The sequence below is a fragment of the Methylobacterium sp. J-072 genome, from assembly GCF_022829425.1.
Classification (GTDB): domain Bacteria; phylum Pseudomonadota; class Alphaproteobacteria; order Rhizobiales; family Beijerinckiaceae; genus Methylobacterium.
In genome coordinates, this window is the sequence record NZ_JAKSYK010000125.1 from 1 (window position 1) to 14,665 (window position 14,665).

Here is a 14,665-nt window from a genome sequence, read left to right on the forward strand (position 1 = left end):
CGACCCAGGCGGCTGTTGCCTCGGAGGCCAGCGTTGAGCTCAGCACACCAACGTCGGGGGTGATTGGCCACCCCGTCCGGAGGGAGGCGAAAAGCGTTACCCCGCCTAGAGACTACGACGATCAGACTTCTCCCTTTGATGTCATGCCGGCACCGGCAGTCCCTGGTCCGGAAGCGCAGCAGAGCGCCGCCTCCCCCGCAGACGGGGGAGGGAGAGCCGTGGTGTCTCCAGCGTATCCTGCCGACCCAGATGTGTGAATTCGCTAGCCCTTGTGGGGAGGAGTTGGAGGTGGGGGTGGTCCAGAAGGCGCCGTAACGCTTGATCCTGCACCACCCCAACCCCTGCCCCCTCCCCGCAAGGGCTACGGTCTACACAGGTTTGAGGCACAAGCGCTGTTGCAGGCCGCGACGCGCCCCCTCTCCCGTGCGGTAGAGGGTTGGGGTGAGGGATCCGGTCTTTCCGGATAAGGCGCATCCCTCACCCTGTCCCTCTCCCGCACGGGAGAGGGGACCCGCGCCTTCTGCACCCACGGCATGATCACGGCTACGGTCGAAACCTGTGTAGCCCGTAGCCGCAATGGGGAGGGGAAAGCGGAACCCGACTTCCCGCGCCGCCTGAGTCAGGCCGCCTGCGTCCGGTTGGCGAACAGCGTGGCTTCGAGGGTCGAGACCGGCATCGGCCGGCCGAGATGGTAACCCTGCAGGAACGGGCAGCCCATCGCCTGGAGCGTCTGCAGGTCCTCCTGCGACTCGACCCCTTCGGCCACCACTTCGAGCCCGAGCAGGTTGCCGAGGCCGAGCACCGCCAGGACCAGACCGCGCTTGTCGTCGGAGGCGCTGAGGCCGGTGACGAAGCTGCGGTCGATCTTGATCCGGTCGGCCCGGAGCTGGCGCAGGGACGACAGCGACGAGTAGCCGATGCCGAAATCGTCGAGCGCGACCCGGATGCCGGCACGCGAAAGCGCCTGGAGCTTGCCCTGCACGGCGCCGAGATCGAGGGCGGTCTCCTCGGTGATCTCGATCTCCAGCATCGCAGGCGGCAGGCCCAGCGCCCCGAGACGCCCGATCACGATCTCGTCCACCGGGATCTGCGCCATCTCCCGGGGCGAGACGTTCATCGCCACCCGGACGGTGCCGAGCCCCTGGCTGCGCAGGATCTGCATCATCCGGCAGACCTGATCGAGGATGAAGCGCAGGAGCGACTCGGTCAGCCCCGCCATCGCGGCCGCGGCGATCAGGTCTGGGGGCGCGATCCAGCCAAGGCGCGGGTGGCGCCAGCGCACCAGCGCCTCCAGCCCGACCAGGGTGCGGGCATCCAGCGCGTAGATCGGCTGGAACCAGACTTCGAGGGCGTTCTCGACCAGGGCGTGCGAGAGATCGCGCTCCAGGTCCCGCCGCATCTCCAGGCAATCGCGCAAGCCGGCGTCGAACAGGCGGAAGCGATTCCGGCCGGCGGCCTTCGAGGCGTAGAGCGCTTCGTCGGCGCAGCTCAGCATCTCCATCAGGTTGGGCTCGGGTTCCGCATGGACGCCGATGCTGACGCCGAGCCGCGCCTCGTCGAAGCCGTCGAAGGGCTGGGCGACCGCGGCGATCAGGCCGGCGGCCAAGTCCGCATACGGCACGCCGGCGCCGGCAGGATCGTACAGCACCGCGAACTCGTCACCGCCGAGCCGGGCGGCGAGGCCGCCAGGGGGCAAGGCAACGCGCAGCCGGCGTGCAACCTCGACCAGCACCCGGTCGCCGGTCTGGTGACCGTAGACGTCGTTGACCGACTTGAAGCCGTCCAAGTCGAGGAGCAGCAGACAGGCGGTTCCGGCGTTCAGGCGCGCCTCGGCCTGCTGAATGAAGCCGGCGCGATTGAGCAGGCCGGTGAGGTCGTCATGAGTCGCGCGCCAGCGCATCTCCTCGACCAGCGCGTTGGCGCTGGCCTGGGCCTCGGCCCAGGAGCGCGCCAACGTGGTGGCGTCGTTCTTCAGCCGGCTCGCCTCGCGAAACCCCGCCTCGCTTTGGAACGCAGTGCGCGACAGGGCGGCGAGATAGAGCAGCACGCAGGCCGCTAGGCAGGCACGATCGAACCCGCCGACGGCGAATAGGCAGAAGGCCGCCGATAGCAGCGGCAGCAGGATGAAGCTGAACGGGATCCGGGCATAGGCGGTGCCGTGGGTCACCGCGCCGGCGGTGATGCCGCAGGTGATGGTGAGGTAGAACAGGGTCTGCGGCGAGGTGTAGCCGGCGCAGAGCAGCGGCAGGAACGCCCAGACCAGCCCCGACAGCAAGGCCGCCAGGGTGCAGGCGCGCAGATGTCCCTCCACCGAGCGCGAGGCCTCCGCGGCCATGTCCGGCGACATCGCGGCCGTGAGGGCGAGGCCCGGGCAGGCCGCCCGGCACAGCCCGATACGCAGCAGGTTGGCGCCGGTCGAGGCCGCGTACCAGATCATCCCGGCGCGGCCGTTGCCGGCCTGGAACGCCACCAGCACGCTGGCGAGCCCGAGCAGCATGTTGACGGGGATCGCCGTGAGGACGCTGCGGCGTACCGCCTCGAGCTGGTCGCGACGGACCAGCGCCGCCAGCCGCCGACCCGAAGCGTCGGGCGCCCGAGCGGGGCCCGCCAGCCCGGGGAGCGTTTCCTCCAGGTCGTGAAGCGTCATCGTCCGTCCAATCAGAGGCGCGCGATTATCGACCAAGAGTCGTAAGAGAGTGTTGAACGAGCCGATCCGTGGTTACTACTGATCGATCCCGCCGGATTGAGACCGCCGGTCGCAAGCCATTCCGGTCCCGCCGTCCCGCGCCATATCCGATGCCGGGCCGCCGCCGGGCCCCGGATCCCCCATGGCCCTGACCAGCGACCTCCTCGACATCCGGACGATCTACCACGAGCCCACGGTCGACGCGTTTCCGATCGGTCGAGACATCCTGGCGCGCTTCCCCGATGCGGAGCGCATCCCCGTGCCCTCGCACTGGAACATCCCGGCGCTCCACGGCAACGAAGGCTCGGTGGAGGATTGGGTTCGGATCAAGCGCTCGACCCTGGTGCTCGGGGTGAAGAAGGGCCTGACCCTGCGCCCGAACGGCCGCAGCGCCCATTTCATCGCGCCCTCCACCTCCAACGGCTGCGCCATGGCCTGCGCCTATTGCTACGTGCCGCGCCGCAAGGGCTTTTCGAACCCGATCTCGCTGTTCGTGAACATCGATCAGGCCTGCGCGGCGATCGCCCGGCACGCGGGCCGCCAGGGCCCCCTGCCGGAGCCCGACACGATCGACCCGGAATACTGGATCTACGATATCGGCGAGAACGGCGACCTCTCGGTGGATGCGGCGGTGAGCACCGGCGTGCGCACCTTCATCGAGCGGTTCCGCACCCTGCCGAACGCCAAGGCCTCGTTCGCCACTAAGGCGGTCAACCGCGATCTCCTGTCCTACGATCCGCAACGCAAGACGCGGATCCGGTTCTCGCTGATGCCTGCCCGGATCGCCAAGATCGTCGATATCCGCACGAGCCCGATCCCGGAGCGGATCGCCGCGATCGACGACTTCGTGGCCGCCGGCTACGAGGTCCACGCCAATTTCTCGCCGGTGATCCTCTACGAGGGCTGGGAGGCGGATTGGCGGGCGCTGTTTGCCGAGATCGACGGCACGCTCTCGGACGCCGCCAAGGCCCAGCTCAAGTGCGAGATCATCATGCTGACCCACAATGCGGGCCTGCATGAGGTGAATCTCGGCTGGCACCCGAAGGCAGAGGACCTGCTGTGGCGGCCCGACATCCAGGAGGCGAAGGTCTCCGAGGGCGGCGGCACCAATCTGCGCTATCGCACCGGCTGGAAGGGCCAATGGCTCGCCCGGTTCAAGTCTCTGCTGGCCGAGACGATGCCCTATTGCACGGTGCGCTACGCCTTCTGAACCCTTGGGCCGACGGCGCGTTGGCGCGGGCATTCCGGGAGAGGCGCAGCGATGTCCGACCACGAAGCCTATATCCGCGAGGCGGTCGCCCTGGCCGAGGCGAACGTCCTGGCCGGCGGCTCCCCCTACGGCGCGGTGATCGTGCGCGATGGCGCCGTGCTCGTCCGAGCGGCCAACACGGTGCACGCCACCAACGACCCCAGCGCCCATGCCGAGATGGTGGCTTTGCGCGAAGCCAGCCACGTGCTGGCGCGACGCGACCTGTCCGATTGCGTGATGTATGCGAGCGGCCGCCCCTGCCCGATGTGCCACGCCGCGATGCGGCTCGCAGGCTTTCGCGAGGGCTATTTCGCCTTCTCGGCGGAGGAAGCCGAGGAACACGGGGCTGCGAACGCGACGCTCTACGCAGAACTGTGCCGCCCCCTGGACGAGCAGCCGATGCGCCTCCGTCAGATCCGGCCGGCGGGCGAGGCGCCCTACGCCGCGTGGCAGGCGCGCCGCAAATCTTGAAATCCCACGCCCATCCTAAGGGATGGTGGTCCGACGCCTCAATGCGTCCAGGGTGCCGTGCGGTTGAACTTGAAGTTGTCCGAGTAGGACAGGCCCTTACGGAACACCGGCTTGGCCGGCTGCTCGACCCGGTAGGCGATGCCCTCGCGCTTGGCGTAGGCCACCGCCTCCTCCTCCGTGTCGAACTCCAGACGCACCTGCTGCATCATGTCGGCCGATCCGTTCCAGCCCATCAGCGGATCGATCTCGCGCGGGCTGGTCTGGTCGAACTCCAGGATCCACTGCTTCGTGCGGGCCAAGCCCGACTGGGTGGCGTCACGGGAGGGACGGAAGATGCGGGCGCTCGGCATCTGAACTCGACAAGCTCCTGATCGAATGGTCGGGGCGATAGGATTCGAACCTACGACCCCCTGGTCCCAAACCAGGTGCGCTACCAGACTGCGCCACACCCCGACTGCCGATGACGGCACGCAAGCCCTAGCGTTTCGGGGGGGCCGACGCAACGGGGCAGCCGGTGACGGCACGCATGCCAGGCCGATTAACCGCACCGGATCGAAAAGCCCTCGGAAACCGCATCGATCACTTGTCAGACAATTCGGTCGCGACTAAGGTTTTTATTGGGACGGCGAGGGCTGATTCTCGCACTGACGAACCGGCTGCATTTCCATTGGGGGGCGGTGGAAAGGCGGGTCGGCAACCGGCGGTGGGGGATCTTGGTCCTCGTCGCTCCCGCGCTGTCGCGCTCCGGGTTTCTTCATCGGACCTTGAAGGGCCACCGCGGTCGACCGCCTGCGCGGCGGCCCCTCGATCCTCTGGCATCTCCCCGGCGATTCTGTATCGCAGGCGCCGCGCGCAAAGCCGCGTGCCGGTGGGAGGAGATCAGCCCCGTGTGGACGCCGAGCCCGCGCTATCCCGATCCGGCCATCGAGATCCTCGACGCCTCCTTTGCCCGCTACCGGGTGTTCAGCGCGGCGGTCGAGCGACTCGCCACCGGTTGCCGCTGGTGCGAGGGGCCGGTCTGGTTCGGGGACGGGCGCTATCTCCTGTGGAGCGACATCCCCAACAACCGGATTCTGCGCTGGGACGAGGAGACCGGCGCGGTCGGCGCGTTCCGCAAACCGTCGGGATTCGCCAACGGCAACACCCGCGACCGGCAGGGGCGGCTCGTCACCTGCGAGCATGGCGGCCGCCGGGTCGTGCGGACCGAATATGACGGCGCGGTCACGGTGCTGGCGGACTCCTTCGACGGGAAGCGGCTCAATTCGCCGAACGATGTCGTAACCGCCCGCGACGGTTCGGTCTGGTTCACCGATCCGACCTTCGGCATCGCCGGGTTCTACGAGGGCGAGCAGGCCGAATCGGAGCTGCCGCAGAACGTCTACCGGCTGGACGCGGAGACCGGCGCGCTCGACGTGGTCGCGCACGACATCGCCGGGCCGAACGGCCTGTGCTTCTCGCCGGACGGGTCGCGGCTCTACCTCGTCGAATCCCGCGGCGAGCCGACCCGACGCATCGTCGCCTTCGAGGTGGTCGGCGGCCGGACCCTGCGCGACCGGCGGGTCCTGATCGATGCCGGGCCGGGCACGCCGGACGGGATCCGCTGCGATACCGATGGCAACCTCTGGTGCGGCTGGGGCATGGGCGACGACGGGCTGGACGGCGTGATGGTGTTCAACCCGGAGGGCCGCCTCATCGGCCGCATCCGCCTGCCGGAGCGCTGCGCCAATCTCTGCTTCGGCGGGCGGCACAGGAACCGCCTGTTCATGGCGGCGAGCCAGTCGCTCTACGCCCTCTACGTGGACATTCAGGGCTGTGCCGGCGGGTGAGGCCGCGATGGCCTGGCCGGCCCGGGCCATGCTTGACCGGAGCGCGTCGCAGGCCCACCTCCCCAGCGCCGGGGCTCGGGGCCGCCTTGCGGATCGTGCATCCACGAGGCGGCGCGCGAGCTTTGTTTTGGCATCATCTTTTTTCGAAAGCCGGCACCACCGTCCGGGATGATGCGCCAGCGGGACACAATCCGATGATCGATCTGTACTATTGGCCGACGCCGAACGGCCACAAGGTCACGATGTTCCTCGAAGAGGCCGGCATCCCTTACCGGATCAAGCCGATCAACATCGGTAAAGGCGAACAATTCAACCCGGACTTCCTCAAGATCGCCCCCAACAACCGCATGCCGGCGATCGTCGATGACGAGCCGGCCGATGGCGGCGCGCCGGTGTCTCTGTTCGAATCAGGCGCGATCCTGTTGTATCTCGCCGAGAAGGCCGGGCGGTTCATTGCGAGTGATCTGCGCGGCCGGGCCGAGGTCCTGCAATGGCTGTTCTGGCAGATGGGCGGACTCGGACCGATGCTCGGCCAGAACCATCATTTCTCTCAGTATGCGCCGGAGAAGATCGATTACGCGATCAAGCGCTACGTCAACGAGACCAACCGGCTCTACGGCGTTCTCGACCGGCGCCTGGCCGACCGCCCCTACGTCGCGGGCTCCGAATACTCGATCGCCGACATGGCCAGCTACCCGTGGATCGTGCCGTGGGAGAAGCAGGGCCAGAACCTCGACGAGCACCCCAATCTCAAGCGCTGGTTCACCGCCATCGCGGAGCGCCCCGCCACCAAGGCGGCCTATGCCCGGGCGCCCGAGGTCAACCCCGACCACGGCAAGACCATGAGCGAGGACGCCAAGAAGGTGATGTTCGGCCAGACCGCCGCAACCACCCAGCGCTGACCCGTCCATGACCGCCACGCAGACCGCCCTCCCCCTGCGGGTGATCCACAGGGGCTGGAACACCTTCGGCATCGCCACGCTCACCCAGCCCGACGGCAGCACGGTGCCGCGGGCCCTGGAGGACCATGGCGAGGCGGCCTGCGTGCTGCCCTACGATCCCGAGCGGCGGGTGGCCCTGCTGGTCCGGCAGAACCGGGTCGGCCCCGCCTTCTGGGGCGAGCCGGCGGCCCTCGACGAGGCGCCCGCCGGGGGCCTCGACGGCGGCGAGCCGGAGGCCACCGCGATCCGCGAGGCGATGGAGGAGGCGGGCCTGCGGCTCGAACGGCTCGAGCCCGTAACCCATGCCTACAGCATGCCGAGCGTCTCCTCCGAGCGCCTGTGGCTCTACCTCGCCCCCTATACGGAATCCGACCGGGTCGGCCCCGGCGGCGGCCTGCCCGGCGAGGGCGAGCAGGTCGAGGTCTTGGAGTTACCCCTGTCCGCTCTTGCGGAGCAGGCGCGCTCCGGCCGCCTGGCCGATCTCAAGACGCTGGTCCTGGTCCAGGCGCTGATGCTGCGCCGCCCCGAGTTGTTCGCCGCATGATCCAGCCCGACGCCCCGATCGACGCCGTCCTGGCCGAGATGCTCGCCTTCGCCGAGGACGCAGCCCCCTTGGCGCTCGCGATGCGGGCATCGGGGCTCGCCATGACCAACAAGGGGCCCGATCTCGGCCAGGCGCTCACCGAGGCCGACCTCGCGGTCAGCCGCCTGCTGCACGCCCGCTTCGGCCCCGACCTGATCGAGGAGGAAACGGCCGACGATCTGGGGCACGCGGCCGCGACAGCGATGCTGGCCCGGGATGCCTGGACCTTCGTGGGTGACCCGATCGACGGCACGCGGCCGTTCGCGGGCGGCCTGTCGGGCTGGGGCGTGATGGTGGCGGCCTGCCGCGCCGGCTGGCCCCGCGCCGGCGTGATGAACCTGCCGGCCTGGAACGAGGACCGCTCCGGCCCCGCCCGCATCGAATCTGCGGAGGCGGCCCGGGGCATCCTGTTCGCGGCCTATGAGGGCCGGGCGTTCTGGGCGCCGACCCGGGGCGGGCGCCGAACGGAGGCCCTGCGCGCGCTGAAACCCTCCACCAGCCGCACCGGCCATGTCGGCTGGCTCGCCGTCGCCGCGCAGCGCTTCACCCTGGATTACGGGCGGGCCTGGTTCCCCTGGAGCGAGGGCGGATCGATCTCGGACGCCGCGCTCCTGGCCACCGGGCGGCTCGACGCGACGGTGGTCAACAGCATGTTGTGGGACCTGGCGCCGATCCTGCCGCTGTTCGAGGCGCTGGGCTTTCGCCTCTACCACTGGCCCGACCTCGCTCCCCCGCCCGCCGCCTTCATCGACCTGTTCGATGCAAAGCTGTCGGCCCACGACGACCTCTGGCTGGTCTGTCGGGACCGGGAGCAGGCGGCCGACCTGGCGGGGGCGATCCGCAAGGCCTAGCGGCCCGTCCCACGCTTGAAAAATTCAGGTTCCAAAAGGTCTTCGACCTTTTGCGGGTGCAGGGCTCTGCCCTGCAAGATCAGGGTTTTGCCCTGATAACCCGCCGAAGGGCACGCCCTCACGCCTCGGCGCCGCCATGGGCCATGATCGCGTCGAGGAGCCCGGGGAAGCGCGCATCGACATCCTCCCGGCGTAGCGAGATCAGGCAGCGCATCCCCTCGGGGCGGGTGCGCGTCACGCCGGCCTCCCGCAGGATCTTGAGATGGTGCGTCATGGTCGAGCGCGGCACGCTCTCGGCCAGGAGATCGCCCGAGGCGCGCTCACCGTCCTTCATCAGATCCGACACCACCGCCAGGCGGGTCGGATCACTCAGGGCGAACAGGACCCGGTGCAGGGTCAGCTCGGAAACGTCGGGATGGAAGAACTTGCGGGGGCTCATGGCGCCGTTTATGTACGATTTTCGTCGTACATCGTAAAGAGGCGGCGGGACATGAGACGAATCGCGGTTCTGGCGCTCGGGATGTTCGCCCTGGGCTTGGATGCGTATGTGGTCGCGGGGCTGCTGCCGGGGATCGGCGCCGCGTTCCAGGTCGAGCCCGGCGAGGCCGGGCAGGCGGTCACGGTCTTCACCCTGGCCTACGCGCTGGCGGCCCCGGTCTGCGCCACCCTGCTGGCCGGCAAGCCGGTGCGGCGGATCCTCGGGCTGGCGCTCGCGGTCTTCACCATCGCGAACATGCTGAGCGCCCTCGCCACCGGCCTGTTGGGGCTGCTCCTGGCCCGGGCGCTCGCCGGCCTCGCGGCCGGTCTGTACGCGCCGGTGGCGATCGCGTCCGCGGCCACTCTGGTGGAGCCGGGCCGCAAGGGCCGCGCCCTGGCGCTGACCCTCGGGGGCATGAGCACCGGGACGGTCATCGGCGTGCCGGCCGGGTTGTGGATCGCCGACCGGCTCGGCTGGCAGAGCGCCCTCTGGATGGTGACACTGCTGAGCGCCGTCGCAACGGCCGCGATCCTGGCACGCCTGCCCGACATCGAGGCCGCGGAGCCGCCGTCCTGGCGGGCCCGTGCCGCCCTGCTGACTGACGCGTCGGTGGTTGCGACGGTCGCGGTCACCTTCCTCACTGCCATCGCCAGCCTCGGGCTCTACACCTACCTGGCGCCGCTCCTCGACCGGGCCGGCCTCGGCCCTGCGGCGGCCTCGTATTTCTGGGCCTGGGGCATCGGCGGGATGGGGGGCAGTTTTTCTGTCGGCCCGCTGATCGACCGGACGCGCGATCCCCGCCGGGTGATGGCCGTGATCCTGGCCGCCCTGACACTCGCGCTCGCCGCGCTTCCCAGCCTGCTCGGCACTCCGCTCCTCGGCTACCTGCCGTTGCTGGTCTGGGGCGCGATGGGCTGGGCCTCGCAGGCGCCGCAGCAGCATGCCCTGCTGCACCTCCGGCCCGATCACGGCAGCGTCGCCGTCGCGCTGAACAGCTCGGCGAACTATCTGGGCGGCGCGGCCGGTGCGGCGCTCGGCGGCGTGGTGGTCACGCTGGCGGGAATCTCCGCCCTCCCGATAACCGCCGCCGCTGTGGCGGCTGCGGGCCTCGCGCTGCAGGTGGCGATCCTGTTCCGGGTTCGCCGTGTCGCGGCGGGCTGATGGTCCGAGTTACCGGATGAGAGGTCTGGGACAAGCAGAGTCTCCAGAACTCAAAAGGCGCTTTGGTATGTGTCGCAGCGAAAAAAGTGCGATCATGCCATCATCGACTCACCGCACACACGGTGGCCCGATCGTGGGCGTGGGTCATGGAATGCGCGGATATGGTGCCCGAAGACGAGATCATCGACTCTACTTCAAACAGCAACTGGGCCGATAAGGTCGAGCGGCAGGAAACAATTACGCTCGACGCGCGCCAAGTCGACCAGATGGTTGCCTCGCTCGGTCATTGCTTGACTGCGGTCTACGCCGTGATCGATGCTGTCGAAGCGGATGGTCACGAGAGCTTCAAGCGTGAGCGCCTCACACAAGCCAACAAGAGCATCGAGGAAGCCGCCACTCTCCTCGACACTCTGACCACCGACCTAACGACATAAAGCAACCGTGCCTCAATCTGCCCTTGAGCGTGCGCAGACGCGCTGGCAAGCTGCTCGACGAGACAGCCGCAACAGCCACGGCGCGGGCGCGCCTCCGGGTGGCCCAGGCGGGACATCCCAAGACATGGAAGCACGCATCAAGCGGCTCGAAGACGATGGCAAGGAGATCAGGACAGACCTGAAAAGGATCCTGGCCGACACCGCCGAGATCAAGGGGCGCGTCGCATCGATGCCGACGAGCCTGCAGCTGTTCATGGCCATCGTCGCCGTGTTCGTCGCGAGCGGTCTGCTGCGCTGGTTCGGACACTGAGATGACGTCGCAATCACAAAAAAAGGCGGCGCACCGTCATCCGGCGCGCCGCCCAGCTCGAAACCGAGTCGCTCAGTTCAGGGCCACGTTGGCTGGCCGGCGCTCGGCGCCGACCGTCATGTCGCCGATCATCAGGCCCATCGGGCCCAGCCGAACCGGCACCGTCTCGCCGTCGTGGATCTTGCCCGAGAGGACCAGCTCGGCCAGGGGATCCTGGACGTTCTTCTGGATCACCCGCTTGAGCGGCCGCGCCCCGTAGGCCGGGTCGTAGCCCTTGTCGGCGAGCCAGATCTTGGCCTCCTCGTCGAGGTCGAGGGTGATCTTGCGATCCTCCAGGAGCTTCGCCAGGCGCCCGAGCTGGATCTCGACGATCGCCCCCATCTCCGACCGCGCCAGGCGGTGGAACAGGATGATCTCGTCGACCCGGTTCAGGAATTCCGGCCGGAAGTGACTCCGCACCACGGTCATCACCTCCTCGCGGACCGCCTCGGTGTCCTCGCCCGCAGGCTGGTTCACCAGATACTCGGACCCGAGATTCGAGGTCATGATCAGCAGCGTGTTGCGGAAATCGACCGTCCGCCCCTGCCCGTCCGTGAGCCGTCCGTCATCGAGCACCTGCAGCAGGACGTTGAACACGTCCGGATGCGCCTTCTCGACCTCGTCGAACAGCACGACCTGGTAGGGCCGGCGCCGCACCGCCTCGGTGAGCGCGCCGCCCTCCTCGTAGCCGACATAGCCCGGAGGCGCGCCGATCAGGCGGGCGACCGCGTGCTTCTCCATGTACTCGGACATGTCGATGCGCACGAGTGCCGTGTCGTCGTCGAACAGGAAGCCGGCGAGGGCCTTGGTCAGCTCGGTCTTGCCGACGCCCGTGGGGCCGAGGAACATGAACGAGCCGATCGGCCGGTTCGGATCCTGCAACCCGGCCCGGGCGCGCCGGACCGCGGTCGAGACCGCCGCTACCGCCTCGCGCTGGCCGACGACGCGCTTGGCCAAAGCGTCCTCCATGGCGAGCAGCTTCTCGCGCTCGCCCTCCAGCATCTTGTCCACCGGCACGCCGGTCCAGCGGGAGACCACGCCGGCGACGTGAGCAGGCGTGACCGCCTCCTCCATCATGCCGTCGCGGCCGTTCTCCGACTTTGCCTCAATCTCGGCGAGCTGCTTCTCCAGGCCCGGGATTACCCCGTAGGCGAGTTCCCCCGCGCGCTGGTACTGACCCTGGCGCTGGGCCGCGGCCAACTCGTTGCGCGCCTCGTCGAGCTTCTTCTTGAGGCCGGCGGCGGTACCGAGCTTGTCCTTCTCGGCCTTCCACCGGGCGGTGATCGACGCCGAGCGCTCCTCGAGATCGGCCAACTCCTTCTCCAAGCGGACCAGCCGGTCGCGGGAGGCGGAATCGGTCTCCTTCTTGAGCGCCTCGGCCTCGATCTTCAGCCGAACGATCTCGCGGTCGATCGAATCGAGCTCTTCCGGCTTCGAATCGACCTGCATGCGCAGGCGCGAGCCGGCCTCGTCGATCAGGTCGATCGCCTTGTCGGGCAGGAACCGGTCGGTGATGTAGCGGTTCGAGAGCGTCGCCGCCGCCACCAGGGCCGCATCCTGGATGCGCACGCCGTGGTGCTGCTCGTACTTCTCCTTGAGGCCGCGCAGGATCGAGACCGTGTCCTCCACGGTCGGCTCCGACACGAAGACCGGCTGGAAGCGGCGGGCGAGCGCGGCGTCCTTCTCGACGTGCTTACGGTACTCGTCCAGCGTGGTGGCGCCGACGCAGTGCAGCTCGCCGCGGGCGAGCGCGGGCTTGAGCAGGTTCGAGGCATCCATGGCCCCGTCCGCCTTCCCGGCGCCGACCAGCGTGTGCATCTCGTCGATGAACAGGATGATGCCGCCCTCGGCCGCCGTGACCTCGGAGAGCACGCCCTTCAGCCGCTCCTCGAACTCGCCGCGATACTTCGCGCCGGCGATCAGCGAGCCCATGTCGAGGGCGAGCAGGCTCTTGTCCCGCAGGCTCTCGGGCACGTCGCCGTTGACGATGCGCAGGGCCAAGCCCTCGACGATCGCGGTCTTGCCGACGCCGGGCTCGCCGATGAGCACCGGGTTGTTCTTGGTGCGCCGGGACAGAACCTGGATCGTCCGCCGGATCTCCTCGTCGCGGCCGATCACCGGGTCGAGCTTGCCGTCCCGGGCGGCCTCGGTGAGGTCGCGGGCGTATTTCTTCAGGGCGTCGTAGGCGTTCTCGGCCGAGGCGTTGTCGGCGGTGCGGCCCTTGCGGAGCGCGTTGATCGCCCCGTTCAGCGACGCGGGCGTCACGCCCGCCGCCTGGAGCGCGCGGCCGGCCTCGGACTCCTTCTCCACCGCCAGGGCCAGGAGCAGGCGCTCCACCGTGACGTAGGAATCGCCGGCCTTCTTGGCCGCCTGCTCGGCGGTGTCGAACAGGCGCATCAGCTCGCGCGTCGCCTGCGGCGCGGACGCGTTGCCGGACACCTTCGGCTGCTTGGCGAGCCACTGCTCGGTCTGTGCCAGCGCAACCCGCGACTGGCCGCCCGCGCGGTCGATCAGACCGGCGCACAGGCCCTCGGGATCGTCGAGCAGCACCTTGAGCAGATGCCCCGGCTGAAGCTGTGGATGGCCCTCGCGCATGGCGAGGTTCTGCGCTGCCTGGACGAAGCCGCGGGCGCGCTCGGTGTAGAGTTCAAAATTCATGCGTGTCTCACCCTCCCGTGCCGGCATCCGCCGCCCGAGATGGCGCGGCCCTGCCGAAACGTCGCCCCTCCGCACTCTGCCGCAAGGGGCCCCGGCGCCGAAAGCCACCGGTAGGCCCGATGTGGTGTTGTATTTGCGCACCACAAGGGCTCGGGCCTTGCGCGGCACGGCTTTTCCGAGCCACCCTGCGAGCATGCAAGCCGCCCTCGAAATCGGCCTCCTCGGCCTCTACCGCTACCCTGTGAAGGGCCTGAGCCCGGAGCCGCTCGACCGAGCGGAGCTGGAGACCAGCGGCTTCTTCCCGGGGGACCGGCTTTACGCCATCGAGAACGGGCCCTCGGGCTTCAACCCGGTGGCGCCGCGGCACCAACCCAAGACCAAGTACCTGATGCTGATGCGGGACGAGGCTCTGGCCCGCCTGCGCACCTGCTACGACGATGCCACCGCCACGCTCACGGTGGAGCATGCCGGGGAAGCGCTGGCGTTCCGGCTCGACACGGAGGCCGGCCGCGACGGACTCGCCGACCTGATGCGGCGCACCCTGCCGGAAAACCTGCGGGGTGAGCCGAAGGTGCTGGCGGCACCGCCGCAATACCGGTTCACCGATTCGCCCACCGGTTACGTCTCGCTGATCAACCGGGCGAGCGTGGCGGCGGTGGAGGACTATCTCGGCGCACCGGTCGACCCGCTGCGCTTCCGCGGCAACCTGCTGGTCGAGGGGATCGCGCCCTTCGCCGAGTTGGACATGGTCGGCCAGGTGATCGAGGCGCCGAGCGGGCTGCGGCTCAAGATCACCAAGCGCACGGTGCGCTGCGCCGCCACCAACGTCGATCCGGTGAGCGGCGTGCGCGACCACGACATCCCCTGGACCCTCGACGCGCGCCTCGGCCACCGCGACCTTGGAGTCTACGCCGAGGTGATCGCCGGCGGAGCGCTCGCGGTGGGCGATACGCTGCGCGTGGTGGGCTAGGCGCGTCC

At 69.0% G+C, this 14,665-nt stretch carries 14 protein-coding genes and 1 tRNA gene; 10 read left to right on the forward strand and 5 right to left on the reverse strand.

The annotated features are described in order from the left end of the window. Nucleotides 1-619: 619 nt before the first annotated feature. The gene (locus MKK67_RS14380) at nucleotides 620-2,647 is read right to left on the reverse strand and encodes a putative bifunctional diguanylate cyclase/phosphodiesterase (RefSeq protein WP_243965716.1); all 2,028 of its coding nucleotides are present in this window, start codon (nucleotides 2,645-2,647) and stop codon (nucleotides 620-622) included. A 181-nt stretch (nucleotides 2,648-2,828) separates the two neighbouring features. On the opposite strand from MKK67_RS14380, the gene MKK67_RS14385 reads away from it, so the two are divergent. Both MKK67_RS14385 and MKK67_RS14390 read left to right on the forward strand, forming a co-directional pair. Further along, nucleotides 2,829-3,896: a spore photoproduct lyase family protein gene (locus MKK67_RS14385; protein WP_243965718.1), complete on the forward strand. Its 1,068-nt coding sequence runs from the start codon at nucleotides 2,829-2,831 to the stop codon at nucleotides 3,894-3,896. Between the two features lie 51 nt (nucleotides 3,897-3,947). After that, nucleotides 3,948-4,406 (forward strand): nucleoside deaminase, encoded by a 459-nt coding sequence (locus MKK67_RS14390; protein WP_243965719.1) that lies wholly within the window; start codon nucleotides 3,948-3,950, stop codon nucleotides 4,404-4,406. Between the two features lie 38 nt (nucleotides 4,407-4,444). On the opposite strand, the gene MKK67_RS14395 is transcribed toward MKK67_RS14390, so the two are convergent. Both MKK67_RS14395 and MKK67_RS14400 read right to left on the reverse strand, forming a co-directional pair. Further along, nucleotides 4,445-4,756, reverse strand: a complete 312-nt coding sequence (locus MKK67_RS14395; protein ID WP_058191156.1) for an ETC complex I subunit — start codon at nucleotides 4,754-4,756, stop codon at nucleotides 4,445-4,447. Between the two features lie 26 nt (nucleotides 4,757-4,782). Continuing rightward, nucleotides 4,783-4,859, reverse strand: a tRNA-Pro gene (locus MKK67_RS14400). A gap of 434 nt (nucleotides 4,860-5,293) precedes the next feature. Between MKK67_RS14400 and MKK67_RS14405 the strand changes: the two genes are divergently transcribed. The 4 genes from MKK67_RS14405 (at nucleotide 5,294) to MKK67_RS14420 (ending at nucleotide 8,607) form a co-directional block, all read left to right on the forward strand. After that, nucleotides 5,294-6,232, forward strand: a complete 939-nt coding sequence (locus tag MKK67_RS14405) for an SMP-30/gluconolactonase/LRE family protein (RefSeq protein ID WP_243965720.1) — start codon at nucleotides 5,294-5,296, stop codon at nucleotides 6,230-6,232. Between the two features lie 194 nt (nucleotides 6,233-6,426). Further along, complete coding sequence (locus tag MKK67_RS14410) at nucleotides 6,427-7,134, forward strand: glutathione S-transferase N-terminal domain-containing protein (RefSeq protein ID WP_243965721.1); 708 nt, start codon at nucleotides 6,427-6,429, stop codon at nucleotides 7,132-7,134. Nucleotides 7,135-7,141: 7 nt separating this feature from the next. Next, nucleotides 7,142-7,717, forward strand: coding sequence for an NUDIX domain-containing protein (locus MKK67_RS14415; RefSeq protein WP_243965722.1), 576 nt, complete (start codon nucleotides 7,142-7,144; stop codon nucleotides 7,715-7,717). Then, on the forward strand, nucleotides 7,714-8,607 hold the full coding sequence (locus tag MKK67_RS14420; protein WP_243965723.1) for an inositol monophosphatase family protein: 894 nt from the start codon (nucleotides 7,714-7,716) through the stop codon (nucleotides 8,605-8,607). The genes MKK67_RS14415 and MKK67_RS14420 overlap by 4 nt, the downstream gene beginning before the upstream one ends. A 118-nt stretch (nucleotides 8,608-8,725) precedes the next feature. Here the strand turns inward: MKK67_RS14420 and MKK67_RS14425 are convergent, their stop codons facing one another. Then, nucleotides 8,726-9,046 carry an ArsR/SmtB family transcription factor gene (locus tag MKK67_RS14425; RefSeq protein ID WP_243965724.1) on the reverse strand — a complete coding sequence of 107 codons (321 nt, stop codon included), beginning with the start codon at nucleotides 9,044-9,046 and terminating at the stop codon, nucleotides 8,726-8,728. A gap of 51 nt (nucleotides 9,047-9,097) precedes the next feature. Between MKK67_RS14425 and MKK67_RS14430 the strand changes: the two genes are divergently transcribed. From MKK67_RS14430 to MKK67_RS14440, 3 genes are all read left to right on the forward strand, one after another. Further along, nucleotides 9,098-10,246 carry an MFS transporter gene (locus MKK67_RS14430; protein WP_243965725.1) on the forward strand — a complete coding sequence of 383 codons (1,149 nt, stop codon included), beginning with the start codon at nucleotides 9,098-9,100 and terminating at the stop codon, nucleotides 10,244-10,246. Between the two features lie 161 nt (nucleotides 10,247-10,407). Further along, nucleotides 10,408-10,680 (forward strand): hypothetical protein, encoded by a 273-nt coding sequence (locus tag MKK67_RS14435; RefSeq protein WP_243965726.1) that lies wholly within the window; start codon nucleotides 10,408-10,410, stop codon nucleotides 10,678-10,680. A 124-nt stretch (nucleotides 10,681-10,804) separates the two neighbouring features. Then, on the forward strand, nucleotides 10,805-10,990 hold the full coding sequence (locus MKK67_RS14440) for a hypothetical protein (protein WP_243965727.1): 186 nt from the start codon (nucleotides 10,805-10,807) through the stop codon (nucleotides 10,988-10,990). A 72-nt stretch (nucleotides 10,991-11,062) separates the two neighbouring features. Here MKK67_RS14440 and clpB read toward each other — a convergent pair whose 3' ends face one another. Continuing rightward, nucleotides 11,063-13,687, reverse strand: coding sequence for an ATP-dependent chaperone ClpB (clpB, locus tag MKK67_RS14445; RefSeq protein ID WP_243965729.1), 2,625 nt, complete (start codon nucleotides 13,685-13,687; stop codon nucleotides 11,063-11,065). A gap of 193 nt (nucleotides 13,688-13,880) precedes the next feature. Here clpB and MKK67_RS14450 point away from each other — a divergent pair, with 193 nt between their 5' ends. Beyond that, entirely contained in the window at nucleotides 13,881-14,657 is a 777-nt protein-coding gene (locus MKK67_RS14450; protein WP_243965731.1) for an MOSC domain-containing protein, read from the forward strand. Nucleotides 14,658-14,665: the final 8 nt, after the last annotated feature.

Excerpts from the sequence above, each read along its gene's own strand:
- MKK67_RS14430 (WP_243965725.1), top strand. The coding sequence starts at position 9,098 with ATGAGACGAATCGCGGTTCTGGCGCTCGGGATGTTCGCCCTGGGCTTG.
- clpB (WP_243965729.1), bottom strand. The coding sequence starts at position 13,687 with ATGAATTTTGAACTCTACACCGAGCGCGCCCGCGGCTTCGTCCAGGCA.
- MKK67_RS14450 (WP_243965731.1), top strand. The coding sequence starts at position 13,881 with ATGCAAGCCGCCCTCGAAATCGGCCTCCTCGGCCTCTACCGCTACCCT.
- MKK67_RS14415 (WP_243965722.1), top strand. The coding sequence starts at position 7,142 with ATGACCGCCACGCAGACCGCCCTCCCCCTGCGGGTGATCCACAGGGGC.
- MKK67_RS14420 (WP_243965723.1), top strand. The coding sequence starts at position 7,714 with ATGATCCAGCCCGACGCCCCGATCGACGCCGTCCTGGCCGAGATGCTC.
- MKK67_RS14385 (WP_243965718.1), top strand. The coding sequence starts at position 2,829 with ATGGCCCTGACCAGCGACCTCCTCGACATCCGGACGATCTACCACGAG.
- MKK67_RS14435 (WP_243965726.1), top strand. The coding sequence starts at position 10,408 with ATGGTGCCCGAAGACGAGATCATCGACTCTACTTCAAACAGCAACTGG.
- MKK67_RS14410 (WP_243965721.1), top strand. The coding sequence starts at position 6,427 with ATGATCGATCTGTACTATTGGCCGACGCCGAACGGCCACAAGGTCACG.
- MKK67_RS14425 (WP_243965724.1), bottom strand. The coding sequence starts at position 9,046 with ATGAGCCCCCGCAAGTTCTTCCATCCCGACGTTTCCGAGCTGACCCTG.
- MKK67_RS14395 (WP_058191156.1), bottom strand. The coding sequence starts at position 4,756 with ATGCCGAGCGCCCGCATCTTCCGTCCCTCCCGTGACGCCACCCAGTCG.
- MKK67_RS14390 (WP_243965719.1), top strand. The coding sequence starts at position 3,948 with ATGTCCGACCACGAAGCCTATATCCGCGAGGCGGTCGCCCTGGCCGAG.
- MKK67_RS14440 (WP_243965727.1), top strand. The coding sequence starts at position 10,805 with ATGGAAGCACGCATCAAGCGGCTCGAAGACGATGGCAAGGAGATCAGG.
- MKK67_RS14380 (WP_243965716.1), bottom strand. The coding sequence starts at position 2,647 with ATGACGCTTCACGACCTGGAGGAAACGCTCCCCGGGCTGGCGGGCCCC.